The following is a 25,782-nucleotide window of genomic DNA, read 5'->3' as shown; positions in this document are numbered from 1 at the left end:
TAAAAGCATCATACCAATGGAGAGGAGGAACATCAAGCTTCCCTCGATATCTCCAGCTTGCCGGATATCCAATTAAACACCGAGTCCAACGCCTTTTCGTCCGCTTCTCGCGGAAAACGGTGCTCCAGCCCCTCATACAACTCCATGGCGTAATTCTTACCTGCCCGCTCCAATCCTTCGGCCAGCTTACGTGCTTGAGCTACACTTACCTGGGTATCTGCCGTTCCATGCACGATTAATATCGGAACGTTCAGCTCGTCAAGCCAATACACGGGTGAACGGTCTTGGTACGCTTCGCTCTGCTTGCGCGGGTGTCCAACGACCCTCTTCAACATACGGCGCAAGTCTACCCTTTCCTCGTAGGTATCGAACAGATCACTAACACCACCCCAAACCACAATGGGACCTGCTTGGTTACAGTGTCTTGCCGCAAGCATAGCCATCAAGGCTCCACGGGAAAATCCAATTAACGGGATCTTCCCCGGTTTTACTTCCGGTAAAGATTGTACAAGCGTAATCGCATGAAACACATCGAAGCGGTCTTCCCCGCCAAAATCCTCGCGCCCCTCGCCCCCTTCATTCCCACGGTAGAAAGGCGCAAACACGGCATATCCTCGCTTCGCCATGGACATAATTCGCCGTTTGCGCACCATACCTACTTTGCGAATACCGCCTCGGCAGTAGATGAGCCCAGGGTAGGAAGTTGTTGTAGAATTGCCCTCTGGGACAGCCAAGTATCCTTTAACCTGTAAACCTTCACTGATATACGTGAGCCGATAAAGCAAAATCCCTTTGTACCGGCTTCTCAGCGATTCTCTCTCTAACAGAGAGCCATTCTGCCTGTCCTCATTTATCAGTAAATGGGGCTGAGCGGGAATTCCTCCGTCTGCTTCTCTGGCTGCGTTTTCCTGCTCCCTAGTCCATACTATGCTTGTTTGTGTAAGTAAAGAAGCATCCTCCATTATTCGTTGATCCTGCTCCTCCAGTGATCTCTGATGGATCATAGCTGCTGTACACTCCTTTCTCGTTTTCATGGTTTATCTGAAGACGACCCTTATTTTGACAGAAATCCTTTCGTACGCTAGACTAACTATGGTTACGATAAGTCATTTTATTATGTTCTGAAAGGTGGAGCTTCTATGAATCCCCAATTTCAAAGCGATCTCGATGCATTGATCGATAAATTTGCAGAGCTTGTGACAGGTGATTCGTCTCCTGAAATGGTAGAAAAAATAAAGGCGTGGTCTATTTACAATCATATCCACAGATCGATGCCTGCCCTGACAAGCCACTGGAACCAATCTCACCCCGAAGGAAAAGCAGCGGTTCGTGCTTTATTCGAAGAAATTCGCGACTTAAACCTGCAATTGAAGGAACGAAATAAAAGTACGGAGCAGGAGTAAGACTAACACAAAACTCATAACATCTTGCATCGTGTTAAGACCGGAAGCTTATGTTTTCCTGTCTTTTTTCTTATTTTCAAACAGTAATTTGTCAGAAATCTACCTTTTCAAGAGTCTATAATGCAGGTGGACTTAATTCCACTCCTCCATTCATTCTAACGAAAGCGGTGATCGTATGCCATTATTCAACGGGCGTGAAAGCGAACAAATCGAAATCAAGGACAAAGCCGAGCTCATCCAACAAATTCGTCTGCACCAATCCAATTTCTCGGGATCGGAGTTTATCAACGGCCGCGGAGAACAAGTAAGCTTCCGGAACATATCCATGCCGGATTCCTCTTTTCAATGCGGTGATTTAAGAAAACTAAGTTTTACAGACGTCAATTTGACCGGTGCACGTATTAACGACGCTAACTTAAGTGACCTGGAGATTGACGGTGCACAGCTTGGCGGAGCCTACATTCATAACATCGGTCTGCCTCCCGAAGGCCATCCTGCCTATAAGGAGGGTGAGAAGCAGCGTCCGCTTCGCTTTGAGAACTGCGATCTTCACGGTAGCAGCATAACCGATTGTAACCTATTTGGAGTGAACATCACCTGCTGCTCTATGGAAGGGATGACGATAGACGGCATCCCTGTCCTGAAGCTGATCGAGGCCTACCATAAGCTGAATGAGAGCCCGTCTCAATCCTAATATGCAAAAGAGCCTGGGACACACGTCTCAGGCTTCTTTATACGTTAGAAGAGGTTCTTGATTGTGCACAGACACCCTACTTCTTATTAAGCATCTTGTAGGCTACTTTATCGAATGCTCGAGGGAACAACTGAAACAGCTTAACGCCCATTCCAGCCATAAATGGCATGTCGATCTCCGGAATTTGCTTTTCAATAGCGCGAACCACTTTGTTGGCCACTTGTTCCGGCTTCAGCATGAACCACTTTACATTTTTTACATAATTCCCTGTCGGATCAGCTCTATCGAAGAATGGGGTATCTATCGGGCCTGGGTTCATTGCCGTTACATAGACTCCTGTATCAACCAGCTCCTGCCGCAAGCAGTTCGTAAATCCAAGCACTGCATGCTTGGTTGCCGAGTAACCGGATGATTTCGCCGAACCGATCTTGCCGGCCATAGAAGCAATATTAACAATATGCCCGCTGCTCGCTTTCAGCATGTAAGGCAGTACAGCCTTCGTACAGCGAACCGTCCCCATATAATTGACGTCCATCATGCTTTCGAATTCTTCTATCGGAGCATCAACAAATTTCTCAAATACCCCGTATCCTGCATTATTAATTAATATATCGATTCTGCCATATTGTTTGATGACTTCCTGGATTGTCTCGTTAACCTGCTCCGTTGAGGTCACATCGAGTTGAAATACTCCGCAGGGCACTTTCAAGGAAGCCGCGACTTGCTCCAGCTTTTCTACGGACCGAGCCATGAGCACCGGAGTAACCCCTTTCTCCGCGAGCTTTTGCACCATAATAGCGCCAATACCGCTTGAAGCTCCCGTAATAACAGCAACTTTTCCAAAAAACATATGCTTTTTCCTCCCATACTTCAATTAGACGGGCGTGGATCTATCATTCAAAGACCGATGCGCTCTCTATTGTTCAATTAAAAAAAGTGGATTGCATCCCAGAGGGTGCTTCCACTTTGTATTGTAATCCATTTTAATTATACGATCAAAACCTGGATATCCAGCTCACCAATTCCATCCATGATTAGAGGTATCGTTAACGCCTTCTTCGGCAAAAATCCAGCAGAATTGGCTGAATGCATCAGCTTAGGCGGAGTAATATCGACTTTAACTCCTTGATTAAACAGCATGGTGCTGGCGTTCCCACTGATCATATTGCCAAGCTCCGAGATCGCACTCCGGCTCATTTCATCCATTTCCGTCACATTAAAGCCGCCCATCATGGCTGAGACCATTTTCAAAGCGACCGCTTCATGCAGTCCGAACACGATATCACCTTGCATTTGTCCGGTCATCCCTATTTGAATCCATATGTAGTTCTCTACGAACTTTACGTCTTTTATCCCAAGATTCCCGGTTGAAGGGCGGATATTGGCAACTTGTTCGATGACAATCCTTGCAGACTCCAAAAAAAGGATTAATATATTCTGCCTTCATTTTATTAAAGGTCCCCTTTACGACAAAATCACGTAAAATGCCATAGGTCTATTTTCCCTTTCATTATACCTAATTTCACCAAATAAGTATACTCTTTTTGAAAACAGGATTGAAAATAGGGCTGAGTGCTCAGCTGCCAGACGGCAGACAAGGCTCATACATCATCAGCGCATGGTTCTCAGCAACCTCTTCCTCGCCTATCCACTCGCCTTCCGCATTATACTGATGTCGAAAAATGATGTTATGACGCACATATCCGCCCCATAGCTCCTGCGTAAACCAGTGCTTTTTTTCTACAATTTCATACTGGTAGCGTCCAGGCTGATCCGATCTCCATTCTCCGACAAGCTCATCCTCCGTCAAATAAATGCGCAGCTGATAAACCTCTTCCGTTGGATTATACAGCTGCAAATCCAAATAATTATAAAAGCATGTAGCCCCTGTACCAAACGGCTGTGTTCTACCTGCATCTGGAAATACATCATAACCATGCCGATAACGCTCTGTGACTTGCAGCGGAGTATGCAAAGCAAGCCAGTAGATCAGGTTTGATAGCTGGCACAGCCCGCCTCCTACTCCTGTGGTTACCCTCCCTTTATGAAGGATCATTCCATCCAAATAGCCCTTTCGCCTCGTTGGCTTCCCAATGACTTTCCAATAAGAAAATGTTTCTCCCGGCTTCAGCACGATTCCGTTCAATTGTTCTCCGGCGATTCTCAAATTGACAACCTTGTTGTGCTGCAGCCTCATATCCACATCCTTCAGTTGACGAAGCAATGGGGTACGGTGAGTGAATAGGACGTATGGCAGCTCTACAACGCTTTGGGCTGTTGCATACCGTGTGCTGCTGAGCATCCACTCCAATCGGCGGCGCATTCGAAAATAAGCAATCCCAAGCCATGTTCGCCAACGCGACCGGTCTTTAGGTTTCGGAATGGTTCCTGGTATCGACAACGACATCTCCTCCTAACAAACTACATCCTCATACCCATCATATTTCCGGAGCTGTATCGTTTTAACCCATAATAAAAAAATGCCGAGCCCCCAATGGTCAAAATGAATGCGATGCCCAGCGCTTGTGCCAGAAACACCGGCTCTATCGAACGAAGCAGTCCAATCGGCATGTAGCTGATAAAGCCCGCTGGTATGACCGTAAATAAGATCAGCTTGCCCGCACCACTGAAAATGCCTGTAGGGTAGGTGGAAAAGGCAAGCAAGCCGTTAAACGCCTGTTGGCCTATCCCCTCAGCATTGCCGATAAAGAAAGCAAGAGATTGGATACTAACGACGAAAAACATAAATATCAACATCGCCACAAGCAGCGCTAAAACAAATTTGCCGATTCCGAGCAGAGACAAATCACCAAAAAAAGCATAGATCAAAAGTGCAAAAAGCACATCTCCTATAGCCGATATCGACATTCGACTGATCAAAATATGCAGCAGCACCGGTTTGGGCTGTGATAAATAAATATCCAGCTGCCCTGCAGCTACCAGAGATGCGATACGATAGGCATTCCCGAACAAAACAGCCGACAAGCCGAATCCTCCAGAGCTCACTGCCCACATCATCATCACGTCCTGCAGCGTCCAGCCGTTGACGACTTGAAACCGTTGGAAGTATATACCCCAGAACAAAATCCAGACAGCGTTATTTACCATCATCATGCCAGCCGTCAGCAGAAAGCTTAAGCGAAACTCCATCGCTCCTGCCAAGTTCAGCTTCCAGCAGCTCCACACAAATAAAACGATTCCTTTCATCTTGTTGATCATTGCGTTCCGTTTCCTCCTTTCTATCCTCCATTTACATTGACCTTGCGAACACCGTGACGATATATAAGAGCAACTCCCACACCAAGCAGCACAATCCATACACCTTGTATCATAAGCATTGGCAATATTGAGGTGTCCGCCCAACGAACAGCAGTCCTTGCCGGGAAATACAACACGGTCTGGAACGGCAGCCAGCGACAGACGCTCTGCAGTGCTTGCGGAAACAGCTCGAGAGGCATTAGCATCCCCCCTATAGTGAATAGGAGCTTATGGTAAACGAACTCCAATCCCCGCGTCTCCTCAACCCAGAAAGCGCACAACGCAAGCGCCATATTGAGTAAAAAGTTAATGGTAATGGCTCCAACCGACATCAGGATGAACCCCAACAATCCCCAGCCGAAGGATGGCCATCCGAATAAGACGAACCCAAGCAAGCCTCCTACGCACAGGTTGACGAACAATCGTATGGCCACCTCACTTATATACCCGACGTAATGGTACCCGATGTAGCTTAACGGACGCGTCAGCTTATACCCCACATCCCCATTCTTAACTTCCTCCTCAATACGAGTAGCCAAGCTTGGAAAAGCCGTTGTCAGCGCCTCTGCGAACAAGATGTACCAAATAATTTGCTGGTAGCTGTAGCCCTCGATCAGGCTGCTCCCCTCTCCCTGATAAGTCACTCTCCATAGCTGCACGAAGATGTACATAATAATAATGAGGAAGATGGAGCGAATGAGAAAATCATATACATAAGCAAAATGATTGCGGAGCGTTACACGTCCTATTGCACCATATTTTATTAGCTTGCCGAGCACGGTTGATAGAGGGGATAGCACGGCGGTTCTCTCACGATTTGAATGCACAAGCTCGCTCAGGTTGAGTCGATCTTCACTCATCCAGCTTCCCCTCCATCCGCGTTCCTTCCATATCCGCTTTCACGAGCGTATATATGAGTAATAATTTGTTCCATTGGCGGATCTTCAATCGTCACATCGACTACTCGGTATTTGGCAACGATATGGGAAAGCACCTGCTCCATGCTTGCCGCCATTGTATCTACAGATAGCTTGATTTCCAAAGCTCCCTGACTGAGCAGTTCTACACCTGGAAAGGCAAATGGAATTCCTGCTTCCTGCAGCTTCAAGTGAATCGTTTTCTCCGTCAGAAGCTCCCTTTTCATCCGATCCACGTTATCGTCCAATATGACCTGACCATGGTTAATTACGATGGCACGCTTGCATAGCTGCTCGATATCTCCTGCATCATGGGAAGTTAAAAAAATGGTCGTGCCTTCCTCCCGATTCATCTCCAAAATAAGCTCTCTAATCTTCTGCTTCACAATAACATCCAGTCCAATAGTCGGTTCGTCTAGAAAGACGATCTTCGGTCGATGCAGCATCGCTGCCGCGATTTCACAGCGCATACGCTCTCCGAGGGACAGCTTGCGCACCGGAGTATGCAAATACGGTTCCAGCTCAAATCGGCGAACTAGATCGTCCCGTCGGTTCTTATAGTCCGCTCTCTTCAGTTCATAGATCCGGCTCATCAGCTCGAAGGAATCTATAGGCGGGAGATGATACCATAGCTGCGACTTCTGACCGAAGACGGAACCGATATGATAGGCCAATCTGCTTCGTTCTCTCCAGGGACATAGACCCAGTACTTCAGCTGTTCCGCCGGATGGATGCAAAATACCGGTCAGCATCTTAATCGTAGTCGATTTGCCCGCTCCATTCGGACCCAGGAAAGCTAGTGTCTCCCCTTCCTCCACCGTCAAATCAATACCGTAAACCGCCGCTTTCTCACTAAATCTCGGCTTGATTAGCGATCGAATACTACCGCCAAGCCCTTTTTCCTTTTGCTTGATGGCGAACGATTTGGATAAACCAGCCACTTGTATTGCTTTCATCTCCTAATGCTCCTTTCTTCTGTTAAAGCAGAAAAGACCTCGCACAATTTCGCCTGGTAAGGCGGAATTTGCACGAGGTCTTTTATCCCTACGGTGTAACGCAGCTATGCGCGCGCTCGGCTTCGCTTGGTTCGAACCGGCAGCTTGCCGTCGGATCCCTAGAAGCCCTCCCACTTAATTGTTATATATTACCATGAGTTATTGCACAGTGGCAATTGCTTTTTTACCGCATAGGTGGATTGATAAAGTTTTTCTTATGTTGAATAAATTTTTGGCTTATTCGCATAAAAAGGAAAATTCCAGAGAAACTAACGGCATTACAGGTAATTTACCCATATTCAAACATTGAAGACTGAAGGAGGGTTCTTACTTTGCCGGACAACAGACCGAATCAGCCGCAAAGTGACTCAAGGCGTAAGTTTCTGAAATATTCTGGTGCAGCCATTGGCGGGGTTGTCGTTGGTGGTGTTGTTGGTGGCGTCATAGGTCGAGGTCTTGGTCCAAAAACAACGGAACCGGCCAAACAGCCCGAAACAGCACAGCCAGGCGCAGCCGCAGATTACAATCAAGCGTTGATGTTTTTTTCCCAGGAGCAGTTTCGTTTGACTGAGGCGGCAACCGAGCGGATCTATCCAAAAGATGATTTAGGCCCTGGCGCCAAGGAATTGGGTGTTGCTTACTTTATTGACCACCAATTGGCCGGACAATGGGGGATTAACGCTAGAGAATACATGATGGGGCCTTTTGTGGCAGGAGAAGCAACCCAAGGCAATTTTCCGAACGTTAGGCGGCATGAGCTTTTCACCATGGGACTGCAGGCTATCCAGAACTTAAGCCAAACCAAATACCAGAAATCGTTTTTGGACTTGGGAGAAGCCGAGCAGGATGAAGTACTGAAGGCCTTGGAAGCAGGCAATGACATTAAGCTCTACGGCTCTACAGGACCCGTCTTCTTTAAATTGTTAACGAATTTCACCATGGAAGGCGTCTATTCCGATCCATTGTACGGGGGCAATAAAAATATGCTCGGCTGGAAAATGAAAAACTACCCAGGCAACCAAATGAGCTATTTAGATATTATCGACAAAAAAGAATTTGTGAAAATGGAACCGCAAAGCTTGCGCGACCATTTGAGCCATTAGAAGGAGTCTGGAACAGCATGGCTACAACGTTACCAAAAGTGTCGGCTGTTGTCGTTGGTATGGGTTGGACGGGCGGCGTTATTGCCTGTGAGCTCGCTAAAGCTGGAGTTAAGGTGGTAGGCCTCGAGCGCGGCAAAGGCAGAAAAACCGAAGATTACTATATGGTTCACGATGAGCTTCGGTATGCCCAACAGTACGGCTTAGCACAAGACCTATCCAAAGAAACCGTCACCTTCCGCAACAATGAGAAGGGAACTGCAATTCCGATGCGCTCCTACGGTTCGTTCATCTTGGGAGAAGGCTTGGGCGGCGCCGGCGTACACTGGAACGGGCAGTATTTCCGATTCCTCCCGTATGACTTTGAGATTAAAACCAAAACGATTGAGCGGTACGGAGCTAAAAAAATCCCTGACGGAATGACAATTCAGGATTGGGGCGTCACCTATGACGAGTTGGAGCCCTATTTCGATAAGTTTGAAAAAATGGCTGGTATTTCAGGGGAACCCGAGCAGAATCCAATGGTCGGCAAGCGTTCTAATCCCTTCCCGACACCAGCGATGAAAAAGACGCCGATTATGCAAATGTTTGAAGATGCATCCAAAAAACTCGGCTTCCATCCTTACACCTATCCGTCCGCCAACCTGTCCACTCAATATACAAACCCGGATGGAATTGAGCGCGCTGCTTGTCAATACTGCGCATTTTGTGAGCGCTTCGGCTGCGAATATGGGGCTAAAGCCGATCCGGTCGTTACCGTTATTCCAGTGGCTCAGAAGACCGGAAATTTTGAGCTAAGAACCGAGTCTAATGTAACTAGAGTGTTGAATGACGGAAAGAAAGCTACCGGGGTCGCCTATATTAACACCATAACCGGCGAGGAGTTTGAACAGCCTGCTGATGTCGTTATTTTGACGAGCTTTGTATTCAATAACGTCCGTCTGCTGCTTAATTCCAAGCTGGGCAAGCCTTATGACCCCAAAACAGGCACGGGCGTTATCGGCCGCAATTACGCGTATCAGGTCAACGGGGCTAACTCCATAGGATTTTATGATGATCAGGAATTTAACCTCTATGCAGGAGCCGGTGCTCTTGGGTCTGAAATTGATGATTTCAATGGCGACAATTTCGACCATTCCAATTTGAATTTCATTCATGGAGCAGGTATCCGGATCGCTCAAGCTGGTCTTCGACCGATAGCCAACAACTCCACTCCGAAGGGGACTCCAGCGTGGGGCAAGGAGTACAAGGCGGCTTCCCTTAAATATACGAATCGAGTGCTCTCGATTGCCGGACAAGGCTCCAATATGCCATGGAGACACCATTATTTGGATCTTGACCCTACATACAAGGACGTCTACGGAAATCCTTTAGTCCGTGTTACTTACGACTTTGAAGATCAAGACCGAGAAATGGTCAAATTCATTGCAAGTAAGGCTGAAGCCATAATGAAGGAAATGAAGCCTACCACGGTTCAGACCAATGCGGAGCTCAAAAATTACAACATCGTCCCTTACCAGTCCACTCATAACACCGGCGGAGTTGTGATGGGAGCGGATCCGAATACATCGGCTGTAAACAGCTACCTTCAAATGTGGGACGCTGAAAATATATTCGTCGTCGGTGCATCCGCCTTCCCACATAATAGTGGCTACAACCCTACCGCCGTAGTAGGAGCACTAGCGTATCGTGCTTCCGAGGGGATAGTTAAATATTTGAAAACACCGGGGTCTTTAGTATAGCGGGGTGAAACCATTGGAAGCCAATGAGGAGCTTATAGCGCACCTAGCCGAGATCAGAAAACGGCTGATCATCGTCATTGCATGGTTTGTACTTTCATTAGGTGGGGGATTCTACTTATCCCCCGGTATCTTGAAGTACATCCGGTCCCAACCGGCTGCCGTGCATATCGAATGGAACGTTTTTTCTTTTACGGACGGGCTATTCATTTATATGAAATGCGCATTTGTTTTTGCCATATTTTTGACTCTGCCCATATTGCTGTATCACATATGGGCGTTTGTCAGACCCGGCTTAACCGATGCGGAGGCGAAGGAAACATTTGCTTATATCCCAGCGGCGTTCATCCTTTTCTTATCTGGAGTTGCCTTCAGCTACTCCGTGGTATTTCCGATGATGGTGCGATTTATGAAAAATATGAATCAAAGTATAGGCGCTGTGGAAACATACGGGATAGACAGGTATTTCTCCTTTATGTTCAACGTGATCTTTCCGTTAGCCGTCGCGTTTGAGATGCCTGTGGTCGTCTTGTTCTTGACCCGCATTGGAGTTTTAACGCCGGAAAGGCTGAAAAAAGCAAGGAAATATGCTTACCTTGGTCTGGCTATCACCGGTTCATGCATATCTCCACCGGATTTTGTATCGCACTTGTCCGTCACGATTCCGCTGATCTTACTGTTTGAGCTGAGCGTAATCGTCTCCGGCCAGTACTACCGACGTAAAATTTCGACCATGCCAAGCAACAGTTAGTGGGGCGAAGTTCGTTTTGCCAAAGGCAAAACTCTGTATCGCTTTCGAAGTTAGTTTTGCCAAAGGCAAAACTCTAAGGAGGAATAACCATGTTCAACAACATCGGGGTTTCAGGGTTGGTCATCATATTGATCATAGCCCTAATCGTTTTCGGTCCCGCCAAGCTCCCCCAATTAGGTAGAGCCTTCGGCGATACGCTGCGGGAATTTCGCAATTCCACCAGAGGGATGGTAGAAGACGTAACCGTAGAGAAAAAGGACGACACCAAGCAAATAATGGAGGAACTAAGATGAAACACAAATGGACCGTCATTCTGTTAGCTGCTGCTCTAACCTTAAGCTTATCTGCATGCGGAACGAAGAATCAAGCCACTCCTTCGCCATCGCCTACAACATCGCCTTCCACAGGCGGTACGACTGGCGGGACAACGGGTGGAACTACAGGTGGAGCTGCAGGAGGTACTACTCAAGTTAATGCTGAAGCGATTTATAAGCAAAGCTGCGTGGCCTGTCACGGCGGTAATCTCGAAGGTAAAACCGGGCCTAACCTGACTAAAGTAGGCAGTAAGCTCTCCAAAGATCAAGTTGCAGCAAAAATCTCAGCAGGCGGCGGCGGAATGCCAGCCTTTAAAACACAATTAAAGGACGAAGAAATACAAGGATTAGCCGATTGGCTCGCAGCAAAAAAATAGGTATAAAAAAAGAAGAGAAGCCCCGTCTTCTCTTCTTTCATGTCTAGATGACCGTTCCGCAATGCGCGCAAAACTTGGCTCCCACTTCATTGTAGTTGCGGCAAGAGCGACACATAACTTGAATGGCTTCATCCGTCTCTTCAGCCCGCTGCAAATCTTCAAACTGAAATCCGCATACCGGACAAAATTTGACGTCGATGGTAACGACTTTTCCGCAGCGGCACTCCTTTTCGTTTTTGGCTTGTTTGATCTTTTGCTCGATCGCTTGGATGCCTTGGCGAAGTTGATTAATATGATCACAGTATGCCAAGACCTCCCGCTCCGATTTTTTCCAACTTCCAGAGGCGTGTGCTTGATATACGCATTCTCCGATCAAAAGAAACGCTTTTTCCACTTCACGTTCTTTGGATGAAATTTGTGTTCTAAGCCGCGTTGTTTCCACCGTTTGCTGCGCTTTTTTGGCGGCATCGGATGCTCCCTGCTTCATTTTTTCAAAAAAAGACATCGGACAAGCCCCCTCGTTCACATCCTTGTTAATCTATTTGTATGTCGGGTACTACCGTCCACATTCCTCTATTAAGAACACAAAAAAGCTTCCCTACCTTAAGCGGCAAAAGAAGCTTTTTCAATAACCTTATCCTTGTAAATTCTTAACGGGCTGAAGCTTGCGAAATTGGACGTACATCGCCAATCTCCAAGGCAGCAGCATCCCAAATGCCAGTAAAAAGAAGATCGCTCCTGTTTGGGGCAGCGTCACATATTGCTCAATAAATTGACGCAGCAGGATGCGAATAACCAGCAGTCCTACGAGAATAAAAATAAATACCTTGGATCGCTTCAAATAGATACCTCCGTTACGCACCTCCATTTGTGAGGAACGAATTAACGGATAGGCAAAGAGGGTAGCTCCAACTAAAAAAATGACAATCCCCCATGATAGCGGAATTCGGGTCATTGGAACCACAAACATAAGAAAACCTGTACTCATCGCAAAAGGCGGGATTAACAGTTTCTTCGGATTTACTGCTTTATTGGATGCCCGCATCCTAAACAGCATGGCCATACCTGCCGCCATGGCTGCACCAATGGTTACTGTCATTTGTGGATTAACGAAATGCATGGCTTTCACCATCCTATACAATATGTCGGCGTACTATGCAGAAGCTTTACTACTATTATAGCGAAATTATTAAAGCTATGTAAGTACACGAATCGTTCTTTTGGCTGGATAGTGCTGCCGCACTTGTAACCTGTAAGTAAAGAAAACGCGTTATTATGCAGCAGCTCCACTCATTTCCTACCCACGGAAAAGTATGTATTTACATTTGAGGAATGAGGTGTATAATTCGTTTAGTAAACATTTTTATTTACTATGTATAATAAAAACAATGTAATGATGGAAGCTTAAAGGAGGAAGATGTATGAGTCAGACCGTGGCGGATCGCGAGAAGACGCTAGAACAGCCGCTCAATCAACAAAAGCTGGGGAAGGAACCGTTATGGACCCGGACCTTTATTTTGCTCGCACTCGCCAATCTATTGCTGTTCTTCGGGTTTCAGATGCTACTGCCTACAATCCCGGCATATGTTACGCAGCTTGGGGGAGACAATTCAGCAGTAGGAATGGTCATTTTTATTTTGACAATCTCCGCATTAATCATTCGGCCATTCTCGGGGGCCGCTCTTGATATGCTATCCGGCAAATTGATTCTAATCATAGGATCCATCATTACTTTGATTGCTATTGGAAGCTACATAGCAGCGGCTAGTGTTGGCATTATTTATTTACTTCGTGTCGTTCATGGGATTGGCTGGGGTATTTCAACTACCACGTACGGTACAATGGCATCGAACATTATTCCTGCGTCCCGCAGAGGCGAAGGCATGGGATATTTCGGTTTGGCATCCACGCTTGCTATGGCGATAGGTCCAATGAGCGGAATTGCCATTATTAATTCATTCAGTTTTACCGTACTATTTACTGTATCGTTTGTCCTTACGCTCTTGTCGATGCTGGTCTCTATGTTAGTAGGCAAGAATGATACTTCTTCAGGAGGTCATTCAAACCCATCCTCACGAAATGGAAAAATCAGCGCTCCGCAAGGGGGCTGCTGTCTCGGCTCGTAGATAAGCAAGCTTTGTTCCCTTCCCTGCTTGTCCTTCTCCTCTCCTTGACCTATGGAGGGATTGTCAGCTTCATCACCTTGTTCGGCAAGGAGCAAGGGATCGCCAACGTCGGATGGTTTTTCTCAGTTAATGCCATTATGCTGTTCCTAGTACGACCGATATCCGGTAAAATCTTCGATACTCGCGGGCATGTCTGGGTGCTGCTCCCCGGGGCCTTGTTCAGTTTGGTCGGGATGATCCTTCTATCCTATACCACAGGCACAGGCGGCCTGATGGCCGCAGCAGCCTTCTACGGCGTGGGCTTCGGTGCGATCCAACCTTCGCTGCAAGCTTGGATTATCCAACGTGCGGCTCCTGAACGCCGCGGGGCCGCTAATGCGACCTTCTTCTCCGCTTTTGACCTTGGTATCGGGCTCGGTGCCCTTATCCTGGGACCTATCGCGGCAGCAACGAATTATGCGATGATGTACCGCGTATCCAGCCTCATGTTCGTGGTTTATTTGATTGTTTATATAAGCTACGTTGTAAGAACGAGAAAAAAGCCTCTGCAGACGTAAGTGCAAGGGGCTAGAGTAGGCGTCTGATAGAGCCGCCTTAAATTGTGGAAAAGCCTATGAATCTTAGTAAGCGTACGTGGTACTCCGGTGGGGTATCCCCCTCCAGCCGCTGTTGTTATCGGGAAATATTCAATTTATTGGCTTTACAGCGGTATTTTCCCGATAACAAAGGCGGGCGCTTTCGCTCCTCCAGGGGATACCCCACCTACCGCCAGCAGCTACATTCAAAAAAAATGGGTTTCTCCACAGACTCAGACGGCTGATACAGCCGCCTTTTTGTTATTTCCAAACTAAACAACCCGCATTAAAGCAGTACAAAACTCATCAATATGCCGCTGCTTAACGACATAGCTGCTCCGGTTGGCAATGAGCCGGTCCGTTACGGAGACTACTGTATCGAGTACCTTCCGCCCCATTGGATTTACATACTCATGGATATCTGCTACTACCGCATCGGACATTGCAGACGATTCATGAAGGACGGGCATCGTTCTGACATGCGTCCCTCTATCCCTAAAATAGCTCGAAGTAATATTAGGATATTTCGTTGCTATTGTCAGGTCCGACCTGCTCAGCAGCTCGGTATCGCCGAATAAGAACAGCTCAACGCGATCCGTCCCGAGATCCAACAGCTCCACGACCTCTTTATTCTGCTCTGTTAATACATGCTTACCCGTGATCCCCAAATCGGCTGCCCCTTGCTCAACGAGCAGAGGTACATCGACTTGCCTGACAATCATCCATTCTATGGATTGAAATGGAATCAAGTAAGCTCTTGTGTTCAAAATTTGTTCAGGAGTAGGAATACCTGCTTTCCCAAGCAATTCAACAACAACCTCCAGATTATCCTTCGGCAGTGCCACCCTTAAATCCGTTCTCATTTTTTCCCCCTTATTTTGTCAGAAATCGAAAGTTCATCATAAATTACACCCTATATTACCACTAACTTCCATTTTGTAAAGAACCTATACGCCTAAAATAAACAAAAAGACGCCTCACGGCGTCAAAAATCATATTAATATCCCAGCATACAAAATCCCTTCTATTTTATCCATCAATGAATAACCCTCATCGTATCGCTGCCTGCGAAGCTTTTTCCATCAATCAGACTTCCGCTGATGCTTAAAGTAATGTTCCCGTTGGCATGACCTAGAGCCTCTATCACCTTTTGTCTATCAAACTTCACCGTCACACTTTTGCCGCCTCGTTCATCATCCCTATCCTGAGATTTAGCTTGGGCAGGGACAACCGTTCCGTTGACAGTCAATTGAACGGTACTTTTATTAATCTGTGATGCCGCATATCCTGAAGGCAGTTCAATGCTCGCAGTTATCGAATCGGCACCGCCCTGACTCTTTAGATTCAGTGTCTTAGGACTGATATCGACATCGGCTTCAATGTCAACCTGAAACGATGCCGTTTGCACTGTTGTATTGCCAGCTTTATCGGATGCTGTTACGGTCAACGTGTTATTTCCCGCCAACGCAGCTAGTTTCACTTTTTGACCGCTTTCTACCGGTTTTCCGTTTAATAGAGCAGCGGCTTTCTCCACTCCAGACAACGAATCGTAGACCGAATAGGTCACTGTCATTGTTTGTGATGTCGTATAAGATGGAACTACCCGGATATCGACCGTCGGCTTAACCGTATCGATATGAATGCCATAAACAGCTGCCGTTGCCGTATTCCCAGCTTTATCCACTGCCGTTCCGGTTACCGTCTGATTTTTCCCGTTTGTTGAGACCACGGTGTCCGGAGTTAGGCTTGCAATCCCCGAACCGCTGTCAGTCGCTGTAAAATGAACCGTCACATCCGTATTGTACCATCCGTTATTACTGGGCTTTGTTGTCACCTCACCCGTAATTACAGGAGGCTTCGTATCCACCACAGTCACCTTTTGGGCTGCCGTCTGAGTACGTCCTTGGGCATCCTTCACGGTCCAAGTGACAATCGTCACACCTAGCGGAAAATCAATTGGAGCATCATTAGTGATGACGACTCCTTCTGTCGAAGTGGCCTTCCCTAACTCTACAGGTGTTCTTTCTCCTGTCGCTTCTACTGTCTGATCTGCGGGAATCGCAAGCTCAATTGGAGTGGAAGGCGGTATGTAGTATACCTCCACCTCATTTATCGTCGGTTCTTTGCTAGCCCCGGATTCCAGCTTGGTCGAGTACATCATGAGTCGCAAATACTGAGCGCTAATCGGATCAAAGTCTATTGTTTTGATAGCCCCTATGGAAGTACCTTCCGTCCCAGGTATATCGATAAAGTTAACGCCGTCCTCCGAGTACTGCAGTACATAATGATTTACTCTTTGGTAAGAGCTTTCCCGTAGAATCGCCTGATTGAACGTAATGCTGTCTCCAAAATCGACTGTTAAGTATTGGTCCGTCGTCTTCCCCTTCTCAGCTGACCAACGGGTCGTATTATTGCCGTCAAAAGCTTTAGCCGCGCTATAATCATCACTCCATTTAGAGGAAGCTGAGTAGGATTTGTTCAGTGTAAAGCTATCATGGACGACATTCAACAATAGATTCGCATCGCTTCCTGCGTTAAATGTAAACCGAAGGTTGTATTGTCCAAGGTTCAGCTTGGAGAGATAAGCGCTCTTAAGCGTCACGGATGTGCTGTTATTGATGTAGTCCGTCCCCTCTTTCAGAACCCCGCTACCGTCTTGAATCGAGACAAGTGAATTTCCATTCAAGCTCATACTGACGGTGCTGTCACCTGAGTTTTGCGAATATTTAAGGGTTGATAAGCCTAACTGCGCACTTGCAGGAGGCAGCACGTTGACGTTTAAAAATGCATTATTACCGGCACTGAATGAGAACGAAAGAGCATGATAGCCTAGTGTCAGCGAAGTCAGATAGGCTTTTTTCAAAATCACCCTTGAGCCTTCTATAACAAAATCCGTTCCTAAGATCAATTGACGGGATTCATCCTTAATAGCGGTAAGCGAGTTTTCGTTTAAGCTCATGCTGACGGCGATATCGCCTCCGTTCTGTGGGTAATCTACCGATTTATCGGATAAGCCCGACTGGGCTGGAGGCAGTCCCGCTGCCTTGACTCCCATCTCGCCGAACGGAATCGGCTGGAATTCCGGTATGCTTGAGAAAATAACGGAATCATTCTTCAACTGGAAATTTCCATTAGCCGCATCCACAAAGCCGATGTCATTTTTGTTAGCAAAAGAAAGGTTGTTCTCGAAAGTACCCAGCTTCATGTTCTGACTATCCCCGGTAATAGGGCCACTGTTTATAAAAGCGTTGTTGCGAACTACGTTGCGCTTTGGCAGCAGCGGATCGTCATTTAGAATATTCGGCAGCGTCGGGTAGCGCTGACTCCAAATTTCACTTTGATACGGTACCTGATCAAACTTGCTCATCAATGATTCATAGTTCTTCTCACCGGGCTTATAGCCACGGGTCATGAATGCGATAGAAGAACCGGTATCGATGACAATATTATTCTCAACGACATTCTCACGACCGTTAGCAAGCTTGAATGCCTGCTTGCCAATGTTATTAAATATGTTGCCCCTCATCTCCACACCGCTCATATAATCATCCAAATAAATAGCTGCTGTGGATACCCGCAGATCACTCGCTACAATATCGTGAAAATAATTATTATTAATCATATTCCCACGCCAAACAAAGCTTCTCCCCGAATATATCGCAGATGCATCCGCCGTCTCTTTGACCACATCATAGATTTCATTGTATTCCATGACATGATCGTTCCCTCTAAACTGGATCGCGAGATGCGGCGCGTTATGCATTTTATTATGCGTTGCGCGGTTGCCCACCCCGTTCAGCTCCACAGCTGACGTATACGTAAGCTTGATTCTGGCATAGTTGTAAATATCGTTGTTGTCGGCATAGTTCCCGGCAGGAGTCAAAGTCGTAGAGTCACCTCCATTTAAAGAAACTCCCCCGTTGCCCATGCTATAGATGCTTGAGCCATATACTCCGTTGTTATGTCCTCCGTTGATTTTGACTGCATATCCGCCCATCTTGCTAATTTCACAGTATTGGATCCGATTGTTTTCCCCACCCGTAATATCGATGGCATTCCCCCTGTGAACCTCCATCGCGAGACCGCTGAATATGACATTGGACGTATTGTTAATGGTGATAAGATTTTTATTGAATAAAGACAGCTGAACCTTGCTATCTTGGAGCGGTGCCGGAGGATAGAGGTAGAGCATGCCCGTATTGCGATCCATGTACCATTCGCCTGGTGCGTCCAGTTCCTCAAGAATATTGTAGAAATAAAACCGTTGTCCGGCTTTCATCGCATAGCTGGTTCCTTTGTAGGTCTCAATGCTTTTAAGTTCTGTATCTATCGATTTGATCTCCAGATCGTTGGTAGCCCAATCATTCCCCCAATAGCCCAGCATCCAGGTGTAATCATTGCTTTGCCACTTATACAGCCCGCTATCCTTGTAGGTGAACGCATATCCCGTGCCTGCCGTTGAGTCAGGCGTTTTCACAACCTGATCCACCGTCGTAAAACCGTTGTTAGGCCAGCGTGCAAGAGTCATCACGTTTCCATTGACGAACAGCTCCGGCGGGACAGCGGATGTGTTACCGAGAACACCATAATCTGTAATTCCGAGTGCTTTCAAATCCAGCTGCATCACTTTACTGCCAGCTTCCTTGGGGATTCTCGCTAATACAGCAGGATCCGTCACCGGATGAAACATGGATGCGTTCAGCGTATCTCCACCGACGAAAGATACTTTTTCCCCATTGTAAGCTTCATACTTGATCGGTGCATCTACCGTTCCGGAGTCCCTTTCATCCAATTGAAACGTATCGGTGAACCGATATTCTCCGCCTCTTATGGATACTTTGGCTCCACCGGATGGAAGCGTCCCGTTGTTTTTCATTACGCGAAGCGTATCCCGTGCTTTTTCCAGAGTGGCAAAAGGACGGCTAATCGTACCCTCGAACGTATCGCTGCCGTTTTTGGCAACAAACAGCTGTGTTGGAGCACTCTCCTGAGCATGCAAAACATTACCGTTTGTTCCAATAGGCATGCCATTGCATAAAACAATACAGAAAGCCACCAGCACTCTAAACCCAGACTTTATCCTCATCATTTCCCACCTCGCCGTATATTGTGCCGCTTAAAAATAAGCCCACACTCACCATAATACAGCGCTTTCAATACCGGCCGTAAGCTGTTAACCTAACCATTATTATTGTAAAATTAACCTCTTTGAGCCAAGCGGCTCCATACTAGTTCATTCCTTCGCTCCCTGAGAACAAATTTCTAAATTCTGAAGGGGTTACTCCAGCGCTTTTCTTGAAGGCAGCAGAAAAATAAGATATATCCTTAAACCCGCTCCTATAAGCAACCTCCCCCACCGTGAGATCCGTTGAGCCAAGCAGCTGCTTCGCCTTTTCCAGCCTGCGCTCATGAATGTAACGCATCGGCGGCATACCTAAATGCCTTTTGAAAATGCGAATAAAATAATTGGGATGAAAATGAGCGTTTTGCGAAAGCTCCTCAATGCTTAGCTCCCTCAATAAGTTCATGTCTATATAATGAATCGTATCCGTCAACTTAAGGATAGCATCGTTGGGAGTATCCTGGCCTTTGTCCAAGATTGCATGATCGATGAAATAGGAAATAATCGAGAGCAAGGCAGATTGGATTTTGAGCGAGGTTGCCGGTCCTTTATCGCTGCGGTGCTCCTCAAGCTCGTTGAAGCGCTGCTGCAGCTCCCGGTTTTCTCCTGCTCTAACCACCTTGGCTATGCCGAATAATTGGAACAATCGCATGAAATTGATGTTCGATTTGAAATGGCACCACTGCATCGTATAGGGAGTCCCCGCAGTCACTGAATAGGACTGTTCTAATCCTCCTGGAATAAAAACGAGCTCCCCGGGCTTAGGCCGGAGCTGTTCCTTGCCGATCTGGAGCCACCCTTCCCCTTCGCGAATGAGATATATTTTATTATAGGAAGGGGTGAAATGATGTTTCATCCAACCCGGACCGCATACCGAAAGCTTGGCAAAAAGCAGCTGAACCCGCAAATACGAAAGCTGATGATTCAACAATTGCTTCTTTGCGTCATCCAATGTTAATCCCCCTTTCGTAGAACGTCAACCCTTGCTAAAATTGACCAATTCCCATTCATAATTCTATTCGTCATTGCTAAACCCCTTCTGTCCCAGGAGCCTTTGGTTGTTGGGCAAAAAGAAAAACGCCTTGCGGCGTTGTAATACTGGCTTAACCCATAAACGGCATCCTAAATAACGTAATCCAGCACTTGCTCGTATTGGTAATACACCTTCGTATCCTTCATGGCAGGAGTATAGGCGTGCAGAGTAATAACTCTTTGTGTGCCGTAGTTGCACATTTGATGGATCTGACCTTTCGGAGCAAACAGAAATTGAGACGGGCCAAGCACAGCCTCTCCGCATTCGTAGGCGTAGCCTTCCTTATCTAACCAATACTGCTTATTCGTCAACTCCCCCTCAAGCACGAACGCGCAGCCGATGGACTCTCCGTGGTCATGAATATAGGTTTCATGTCCTGAAGGCAGATGGATCAGGATCACCTCAACATGCGCCGACTGGAACAGTACTCTTCTTCCATAGGGTAATAGAGCAGGCTCCGTCACATACGATGCCACCTCTTGAGGATCTAGTTTCAATTGCTCGATGGATCTTCTCAATTCATGACCTGATGGTGCCACTACATGCTGAAACGCTTGCTTGACGGATTCAAGTAGTTTCATGCTGCCTAACCTCCATTAATCAACTTTTCTTTGGAAATGCATAAGTAAAACTTATAATGTTTACCGATTTTATACTTGTATTCCGCTCTTGCCCTGTTCGTGCTTTTCCACAAGTAAAAAGGAGTCTGCCTTTTTAACGAACAAAAGCACCGGATCTGCATCCAGTGCTTTTGTTAATTATTTTTATGTAGCTTCTGCAAATGACCTCTTCAATACCGTCTGCGCTGGACGGCCGACCATGAGCTGCTTTCCGTCGCTGTAGCCTTCCTCACGATCCGCCAACTCCACTGCCAGACGCTCTCTCCAACTTTCCAGGCTCGTTCTGTACCTAGGATCATCGACCCTATTATTCATTTCCTGAGGGTCCTGTTGTAGATCAAACAGCTGTTCACGACCGGTTTGCGAGAACCATATATACTTCTGTTTCCCGTCCGTTATGTAATGATTCGACATGTCCTTACCCTCATGCTCCCCGTGAATGAACTCGCGCCATGGAGCCTGTTCTCCTCTTGCCAAAGGAAGCAAACTCAAGCCGTCAACGCTCTGCGGAATAGAAGCGCCTGCGACGTCCAGCAATGTCGGCATGATATCTCTAATTTCTATAACCTGCTCGTTCGTCGTATTATGCTTCAAATTCAGCATGTTCCCCGGATCGGACAATAGGAATGGAACCTTGGCACTTCCTTCATAGGGGAGCGCTTTGCGGAATAAATGATGATCTCCAAGAAGCTCGCCGTGATCCGATGTGAATAGAATGATCGTATTGTTATGAACACCGTATTCGACCATGGCTTGTAAGAAGCGGCCGATCTGATGATCGATATGAGTAATAAGAGCATAATAGGCAGCCTGAGCCCTTCTAAGTCTGTTCTTCGGAACGATTCCTTTGTTAGTAATCGGATTTAAACCGAATCTCTCCGTGTCTTCGGCTTCCGCCCAATCACCTACAACCGGCTCCGGAATATCTGCATCCAGATACATATCCAAGAATGCTTGAGGGGGATCGAACGGCGGATGAGGCCGTACGAAGGACATACTTAAGAAATACGGCTTGCGCGGATCACGTCTGCGCAAAAAGTCGATCGACTGCGTCACCACCCAATTGGTTGGGTGCAGCGCCTCCGGCAAATGCCATGGACAGGCTACGGTCGACGCATTACAGTCAAGCCCAAGGTCCAACAAATCGCAGCTGGCCCCCGCCCGCTCGCGAAGCCAGGGCAAGTAATCATCGCAGCTGTCGAAGGACTCCGCAATGGTATTCTTTGTTTTATACCGATTATGATGTAAATAGCCGTCGTGCATCACCACATTGTGAAAGCCGCATAGATTGCGTGCAGGATAAACATGCATTTTGCCCACACATTGTGTATGATAGCCATTTTGCGCCAGCACAGCAGGAAGCGTATCCGTGTAATTCCACGGCACCTGATCCTGATAACCTACCCTCCCGTGGTTATGCTGGCTCATTCCTGTCAGCATGGCTGCTCGAGCTGGAATACAGCTGGGCGTTGCCGAGTAGGCATTGCGAAACAGCACGCCTTGCCTAGCCAACTGATCCAGATTCGGTGTATCCACTACTGGATGATCCAGAATGCTCAAGCAATCTCCCCGCATCTGATCTACCGATATGAGCAAAATATTCGGCTGCATCTCAACAGCTCCTTTAAGAAGAAGATTCGATAAACTTGGCTTTACCTTCCGTCCAATCCAAGCTCCAGTCATACTGGGCAGCTTCCGTTTCTACACCAATCCGTAACCTACCTTCATCACCGTACTGTACATTTAACTGCAGATCGAACTCTGCTGCCGACTCACTTGCTTTTCCCCCATTGTAATTGGCGCAATAAGCAAACGCGTGAACGAACACAACGTCTCTTTCTTTTGGTCCACGAATTCGTTGAATGAGAGACTGTCTTAATTGGTTCGGAGGATTATCAGGTGTTGCTGCCGTGATAAGCAAAGATGGCTCCGAACACCAGCCCGCTTGCAGGAGTCTTCCTGTTCTCATTTGCCACATCAAGACTTCCTCAGGATCGAATGGTTTATACTTTGGGTTTTGAAACCACTGCTGATCCAAAGCGCTCACAGGGGATGCGAATGGCTGCCATGCCTCAACCTCATCCATACGTCCATGGATGTGATACAGCAAATCGATGTCCCGTATGTCGGGGACGAATACCTTGACGATATCTAGCAGCACATGATCGGTCAATACGTTGATTCTTCGAATCGTAGAGCCACGATAAGCCTCATCGTCCCACGGGCACATTTCTGCAGGCAAAAGGATGGAGTCCTTCATACGATATTGCTCATGATCCCACTCCACAGCACTTTCCACCCATGAACCCCACGTCTCCCTGCCGTACTCCAAACGTTGACCGTCGGCAGGAGGCTGATCCTTCCCGTTCAGGCTTACCGTGTTGTGGGAGTACGTATGCTTGAACCAGCCATAGTGCGCCGGCACTCCATAAGCTGTAGTCCCTGGGTCGGCAAAAAGCGGCTCATTTCCGGCTCCGAACGAAAGGCCGAGACGATCCATGTGATCATGCTCGCCCCCGAATGTACTGTGTTTAACAAGCAGATGCCACCCTTTGGCGTTCACAAGCTTCGTCAACCCGCTAATATCCGAGGAGCTGTCGGCAGCCATGAGCTGCTTGAGAGAGACGCTCTCTGTCATTGACTTACTGGATAGCTGTTCCCCACACGAATCCACATCGTTCAATTCCATTCCAAACCATAAGGCTTCCATGGAGGATCGCTCTGCTGGAGCGGCAGTATATGAAGGTACGACCTTTTCTTCTGAGATCAGACTGGCCTGCTCCGACTTCATTCCATAAGCCAGCCTTAACAGATCTCGATATCGTGAGTCTCCATACCAATCGTAAGCCAATTCATAATACGGAGCTAGCGTTGGGATACTCATCTTGGAGCTTGCGTCATTCATGCTCGGTAAAGAGCCATCTGGTAATATATAGTGAAGCGGAAAATCGAACATTTTTTTGAGTGCCGGGTGAGCTCTCAAGTCCCACGATGTGCCCTCCACCAAAATACAGTACTGGAGGAGTGAATGATAGCCGTAAAAATGATAGTGAAAATTCCCTTCATACCACATACCGTCTTTAAGAACGCCTCGATCGATTTGATCCAGCAGACCGTAAGGGCCCGCCAGACCCGCCAGATGAATCCGTTCATCGCCTAACAGAAACCCAAGCATCCCTATCGCTGAAGTAATAAGCACGGCATGATTATGCAGCTGCTGTTCTTTATGATCGATAAGAAACTCGGCACAAGGGATAAGGAGCCCCCGATCGATCTGCTGCTTCTCTTGCTTGGTCAATTTGCCCTTTACGAAACTGTAGGCGTAGCATAAATCAATGATCCAATGAGCTTCATCCAACGTTTGGGCAAACAGCTTGCCCGGACCGTTATAAGGAATATCGCCGTGAACCTCATACCCTGCATACCAGTGAGCATAATCAAGCAAAACCTGCTTGACCTTATTCACATCCTCCGTGGTATCCTCGATGAAGCTGAGAACGGAGAGATGCTTCATTCCAAGTCCAAGCTTGGAATGAGCCAGCGTAACCCAAGCGGCGTCAAAAAGCTCCCCCGTTCCATTCCTTGAAGCACACTGGACAAATATGCTGCCTAGGACGGGTCCAATCAAACTTGAGCGGTGTCCCGTCTTGGTGGCAATAATAATTATGGGACCAATTGCCATATTCATGCTCCGTGATCATATAATCAATTTCCCTTGCCGTTTGAGCCCATGCTCTCAGCTTATCGGTCGCTTTCAGAAACGAAGGATCGGCAGCGTTGCGCAGCAGCTTTTCCAATCGGTAAGCATTCATGACTTCGTCCTTCTTTCACTGAAGTAATGGGTAAGCGCTTGAATCAGCCCTTGATGGAGCCGGAGGTTACCTGCATAAATGACTTGTTCGCCAACACATACACAATTAATAAAGGCAGTATCGATAAGCACGCTCCAGCCATCATATAATGTGTCTGCGCCGCCGATGCAATGCCGTAGCGAAGACCAGCCAGACCGACCGTTAATGTCTGAAGCTTCGGCTGGCTCATCGTGAACACAAGCGGCAATATGTACTCATTCCAAGCATGACGAAAGGTGAACAAGGCTGCAACACCAAGTCCCGGCTTCAGTAAAGGAAATATAATACGGGTGTATATCCACATTTTAGAGCAGCCGTCTATCATTGCCGCTTCGTCAAGCTCCTTCGGGATCGCTTTAACGAAGCTGAGCAGAATGAAAAAAATATAGGCATGACCGCTTACCATAATAAGTATAACGCCCCATAGAGAAGTATGCATCTGCAGCTTGACCATCAGCTCGAACTGCGGGCGCAGCACCACCGCACCAATAGAGACAAACATAGTTGAAGCCTGAATGGCTACATAGAGGCTCTTGCCTGCAAAACTCAGCCGATCCACAGCATAGGCGGCCATCGAAGCTACGATTAACGTTCCGACAGTAGTTACAATACTAATAAACAGGCTGTTCCAAGTATACGTAGAGAAATGTGCTTGCTCCCATACCTCGGCATAGTTACTGAAATGCCATACTTCAGGGAAAATCGTGGCTCCTCCCGTTAGCTCCGCATTGGACTTAAAGGAGCCTAGAAAAGCCATCACTATAGGAAATAAAGTTAACCCAGCAATCAAAATAAGAAAGATCCACAGCAATGCATTTCGTACAGTTGATCCGATCGACCAAGCCGGGAACGTCGGTTTAAGCTTTGCGGTTTCCGTTGTCATTCCTTTCATCTACCCCCTGTAAGT

23 protein-coding genes and 2 pseudogenes are annotated in these 25,782 nt (G+C 47.2%); 8 read left to right on the top strand and 17 right to left on the bottom strand.

From position 1 onward, the window contains the following. Positions 1-32: 32 nt before the first annotated feature. On the bottom strand, positions 33-1,004 hold the full coding sequence (locus QMA13_RS09205) for an alpha/beta hydrolase family protein (RefSeq protein WP_282941062.1): 972 nt from the start codon (positions 1,002-1,004) through the stop codon (positions 33-35). Positions 1,005-1,139: 135 nt separating this feature from the next. Between QMA13_RS09205 and QMA13_RS09200 the strand changes: the two genes are divergently transcribed. Together QMA13_RS09200 and QMA13_RS09195 are read left to right on the top strand one after the other, a co-directional pair. Further along, positions 1,140-1,403: a DUF2573 family protein gene (locus QMA13_RS09200; RefSeq protein WP_282941061.1), complete on the top strand. Its 264-nt coding sequence runs from the start codon at positions 1,140-1,142 to the stop codon at positions 1,401-1,403. Between the two features lie 175 nt (positions 1,404-1,578). Then, positions 1,579-2,097 carry a pentapeptide repeat-containing protein gene (locus QMA13_RS09195; RefSeq protein ID WP_282941058.1) on the top strand — a complete coding sequence of 173 codons (519 nt, stop codon included), beginning with the start codon at positions 1,579-1,581 and terminating at the stop codon, positions 2,095-2,097. Positions 2,098-2,173: 76 nt separating this feature from the next. On the opposite strand, the gene QMA13_RS09190 is transcribed toward QMA13_RS09195, so the two are convergent. The 6 genes and pseudogenes from QMA13_RS09190 to QMA13_RS09165 form a co-directional block, all read right to left on the bottom strand. Then, positions 2,174-2,947, bottom strand: a complete 774-nt coding sequence (locus tag QMA13_RS09190; RefSeq protein ID WP_282941057.1) for an SDR family NAD(P)-dependent oxidoreductase — start codon at positions 2,945-2,947, stop codon at positions 2,174-2,176. A gap of 137 nt (positions 2,948-3,084) precedes the next feature. Continuing rightward, a pseudogene (locus QMA13_RS09185) lies at positions 3,085-3,544 on the bottom strand (chemotaxis protein CheX). A gap of 129 nt (positions 3,545-3,673) precedes the next feature. Next, positions 3,674-4,498 carry a VanW family protein gene (locus QMA13_RS09180; protein ID WP_481858151.1) on the bottom strand — a complete coding sequence of 275 codons (825 nt, stop codon included), beginning with the start codon at positions 4,496-4,498 and terminating at the stop codon, positions 3,674-3,676. Between the two features lie 20 nt (positions 4,499-4,518). After that, positions 4,519-5,316, bottom strand: coding sequence for an ABC transporter permease (locus QMA13_RS09175; protein ID WP_282941053.1), 798 nt, complete (start codon positions 5,314-5,316; stop codon positions 4,519-4,521). 20 nt (positions 5,317-5,336) lie between these two features. Further along, positions 5,337-6,215 carry an ABC transporter permease gene (locus tag QMA13_RS09170; RefSeq protein WP_282941052.1) on the bottom strand — a complete coding sequence of 293 codons (879 nt, stop codon included), beginning with the start codon at positions 6,213-6,215 and terminating at the stop codon, positions 5,337-5,339. Continuing rightward, positions 6,212-7,228: an ABC transporter ATP-binding protein gene (locus QMA13_RS09165; RefSeq protein ID WP_282941051.1), complete on the bottom strand. Its 1,017-nt coding sequence runs from the start codon at positions 7,226-7,228 to the stop codon at positions 6,212-6,214. The genes QMA13_RS09170 and QMA13_RS09165 overlap by 4 nt, the downstream gene beginning before the upstream one ends. Before the next feature lie 371 nt (positions 7,229-7,599). On the opposite strand from QMA13_RS09165, the gene QMA13_RS09160 reads away from it, so the two are divergent. The 5 genes from QMA13_RS09160 (at position 7,600) to QMA13_RS09140 (ending at position 11,548) form a co-directional block, all read left to right on the top strand. Then, the gene (locus QMA13_RS09160; protein WP_282941050.1) at positions 7,600-8,370 is read left to right on the top strand and encodes a gluconate 2-dehydrogenase subunit 3 family protein; all 771 of its coding nucleotides are present in this window, start codon (positions 7,600-7,602) and stop codon (positions 8,368-8,370) included. A gap of 17 nt (positions 8,371-8,387) precedes the next feature. Further along, on the top strand, positions 8,388-10,109 hold the full coding sequence (locus QMA13_RS09155; RefSeq protein WP_282941048.1) for a GMC family oxidoreductase: 1,722 nt from the start codon (positions 8,388-8,390) through the stop codon (positions 10,107-10,109). A gap of 13 nt (positions 10,110-10,122) precedes the next feature. Continuing rightward, positions 10,123-10,857, top strand: coding sequence for a twin-arginine translocase subunit TatC (gene tatC, locus QMA13_RS09150; protein ID WP_282943351.1), 735 nt, complete (start codon positions 10,123-10,125; stop codon positions 10,855-10,857). An 89-nt stretch (positions 10,858-10,946) separates the two neighbouring features. Further along, a complete protein-coding gene (gene tatA / locus QMA13_RS09145; protein WP_282941047.1) occupies positions 10,947-11,150 on the top strand; it encodes a twin-arginine translocase TatA/TatE family subunit in 204 nt (67 codons plus the stop codon). Beyond that, positions 11,147-11,548, top strand: a complete 402-nt coding sequence (locus QMA13_RS09140) for a c-type cytochrome (protein WP_282941045.1) — start codon at positions 11,147-11,149, stop codon at positions 11,546-11,548. The genes tatA and QMA13_RS09140 overlap by 4 nt, the downstream gene beginning before the upstream one ends. A 43-nt stretch (positions 11,549-11,591) precedes the next feature. On the opposite strand, the gene QMA13_RS09135 is transcribed toward QMA13_RS09140, so the two are convergent. Together QMA13_RS09135 and QMA13_RS09130 are read right to left on the bottom strand one after the other, a co-directional pair. Further along, the gene (locus QMA13_RS09135) at positions 11,592-12,053 is read right to left on the bottom strand and encodes an FYVE zinc finger domain-containing protein (protein ID WP_282941043.1); all 462 of its coding nucleotides are present in this window, start codon (positions 12,051-12,053) and stop codon (positions 11,592-11,594) included. Positions 12,054-12,182: 129 nt separating this feature from the next. After that, the gene (locus QMA13_RS09130) at positions 12,183-12,668 is read right to left on the bottom strand and encodes a CcdC family protein (protein ID WP_282941042.1); all 486 of its coding nucleotides are present in this window, start codon (positions 12,666-12,668) and stop codon (positions 12,183-12,185) included. Positions 12,669-12,969: 301 nt separating this feature from the next. On the opposite strand from QMA13_RS09130, the pseudogene QMA13_RS09125 reads away from it, so the two are divergent. Beyond that, positions 12,970-14,231, top strand: a pseudogene (locus QMA13_RS09125) (MFS transporter). Between the two features lie 290 nt (positions 14,232-14,521). On the opposite strand, the gene hisG reads toward QMA13_RS09125, so the two are convergent. The 8 genes from hisG to QMA13_RS09085 all read right to left on the bottom strand — a co-directional run bounded on the left by hisG (position 14,522) and on the right by QMA13_RS09085 (position 25,758). Continuing rightward, positions 14,522-15,112 carry an ATP phosphoribosyltransferase gene (gene hisG / locus QMA13_RS09120; protein WP_282941041.1) on the bottom strand — a complete coding sequence of 197 codons (591 nt, stop codon included), beginning with the start codon at positions 15,110-15,112 and terminating at the stop codon, positions 14,522-14,524. A gap of 173 nt (positions 15,113-15,285) precedes the next feature. Continuing rightward, positions 15,286-19,275: a X2-like carbohydrate binding domain-containing protein gene (locus QMA13_RS09115; protein WP_282941040.1), complete on the bottom strand. Its 3,990-nt coding sequence runs from the start codon at positions 19,273-19,275 to the stop codon at positions 15,286-15,288. 202 nt (positions 19,276-19,477) lie between these two features. Continuing rightward, positions 19,478-20,323, bottom strand: coding sequence for an AraC family transcriptional regulator (locus QMA13_RS09110; RefSeq protein WP_282941039.1), 846 nt, complete (start codon positions 20,321-20,323; stop codon positions 19,478-19,480). Between the two features lie 170 nt (positions 20,324-20,493). Beyond that, entirely contained in the window at positions 20,494-20,985 is a 492-nt protein-coding gene (locus tag QMA13_RS09105; RefSeq protein WP_282941038.1) for a cysteine dioxygenase, read from the bottom strand. A gap of 183 nt (positions 20,986-21,168) precedes the next feature. Next, a complete protein-coding gene (locus QMA13_RS09100) occupies positions 21,169-22,635 on the bottom strand; it encodes an arylsulfatase (RefSeq protein ID WP_282941036.1) in 1,467 nt (488 codons plus the stop codon). Between the two features lie 13 nt (positions 22,636-22,648). Further along, entirely contained in the window at positions 22,649-24,652 is a 2,004-nt protein-coding gene (locus QMA13_RS09095) for a heparinase II/III domain-containing protein (protein ID WP_282941035.1), read from the bottom strand. Further along, positions 24,582-24,836 (bottom strand): hypothetical protein, encoded by a 255-nt coding sequence (locus QMA13_RS09090; protein ID WP_282941033.1) that lies wholly within the window; start codon positions 24,834-24,836, stop codon positions 24,582-24,584. The genes QMA13_RS09095 and QMA13_RS09090 overlap by 71 nt, the downstream gene beginning before the upstream one ends. A 43-nt stretch (positions 24,837-24,879) precedes the next feature. Next, the gene (locus QMA13_RS09085) at positions 24,880-25,758 is read right to left on the bottom strand and encodes a carbohydrate ABC transporter permease (protein WP_282941032.1); all 879 of its coding nucleotides are present in this window, start codon (positions 25,756-25,758) and stop codon (positions 24,880-24,882) included. Between the last annotated feature and the right edge of the window lie 24 nt (positions 25,759-25,782).

Source organism: Paenibacillus sp. RC67, from assembly GCF_030020805.1.
Classification (GTDB): Bacteria; Bacillota; Bacilli; order Paenibacillales; family NBRC-103111; genus Paenibacillus_S.
Note: the sequence above shows the minus strand (reverse complement) of the source record. Positions and strands in the feature narration are given on the sequence as shown.

Coding starts and splice junctions, on each gene's coding strand:
- QMA13_RS09205 (WP_282941062.1), bottom strand. CDS start 1,004: ATGATCCATCAGAGATCACTGGAGGAGCAGGATCAACGAATAATGGAG.
- QMA13_RS09200 (WP_282941061.1), top strand. CDS start 1,140: ATGAATCCCCAATTTCAAAGCGATCTCGATGCATTGATCGATAAATTT.
- QMA13_RS09195 (WP_282941058.1), top strand. CDS start 1,579: ATGCCATTATTCAACGGGCGTGAAAGCGAACAAATCGAAATCAAGGAC.
- QMA13_RS09190 (WP_282941057.1), bottom strand. CDS start 2,947: ATGTTTTTTGGAAAAGTTGCTGTTATTACGGGAGCTTCAAGCGGTATT.
- QMA13_RS09175 (WP_282941053.1), bottom strand. CDS start 5,316: ATGATCAACAAGATGAAAGGAATCGTTTTATTTGTGTGGAGCTGCTGG.
- QMA13_RS09170 (WP_282941052.1), bottom strand. CDS start 6,215: ATGAGTGAAGATCGACTCAACCTGAGCGAGCTTGTGCATTCAAATCGT.
- QMA13_RS09165 (WP_282941051.1), bottom strand. CDS start 7,228: ATGAAAGCAATACAAGTGGCTGGTTTATCCAAATCGTTCGCCATCAAG.
- QMA13_RS09155 (WP_282941048.1), top strand. CDS start 8,388: ATGGCTACAACGTTACCAAAAGTGTCGGCTGTTGTCGTTGGTATGGGT.
- tatA (WP_282941047.1), top strand. CDS start 10,947: ATGTTCAACAACATCGGGGTTTCAGGGTTGGTCATCATATTGATCATA.
- QMA13_RS09140 (WP_282941045.1), top strand. CDS start 11,147: ATGAAACACAAATGGACCGTCATTCTGTTAGCTGCTGCTCTAACCTTA.
- QMA13_RS09135 (WP_282941043.1), bottom strand. CDS start 12,053: ATGTCTTTTTTTGAAAAAATGAAGCAGGGAGCATCCGATGCCGCCAAA.
- QMA13_RS09130 (WP_282941042.1), bottom strand. CDS start 12,668: ATGCATTTCGTTAATCCACAAATGACAGTAACCATTGGTGCAGCCATG.
- hisG (WP_282941041.1), bottom strand. CDS start 15,112: ATGAGAACGGATTTAAGGGTGGCACTGCCGAAGGATAATCTGGAGGTT.
- QMA13_RS09115 (WP_282941040.1), bottom strand. CDS start 19,275: ATGCCTATTGGAACAAACGGTAATGTTTTGCATGCTCAGGAGAGTGCT.
- QMA13_RS09105 (WP_282941038.1), bottom strand. CDS start 20,985: ATGAAACTACTTGAATCCGTCAAGCAAGCGTTTCAGCATGTAGTGGCA.
- QMA13_RS09100 (WP_282941036.1), bottom strand. CDS start 22,635: ATGCAGCCGAATATTTTGCTCATATCGGTAGATCAGATGCGGGGAGAT.
- QMA13_RS09090 (WP_282941033.1), bottom strand. CDS start 24,836: ATGAATGCTTACCGATTGGAAAAGCTGCTGCGCAACGCTGCCGATCCT.
- QMA13_RS09085 (WP_282941032.1), bottom strand. CDS start 25,758: ATGACAACGGAAACCGCAAAGCTTAAACCGACGTTCCCGGCTTGGTCG.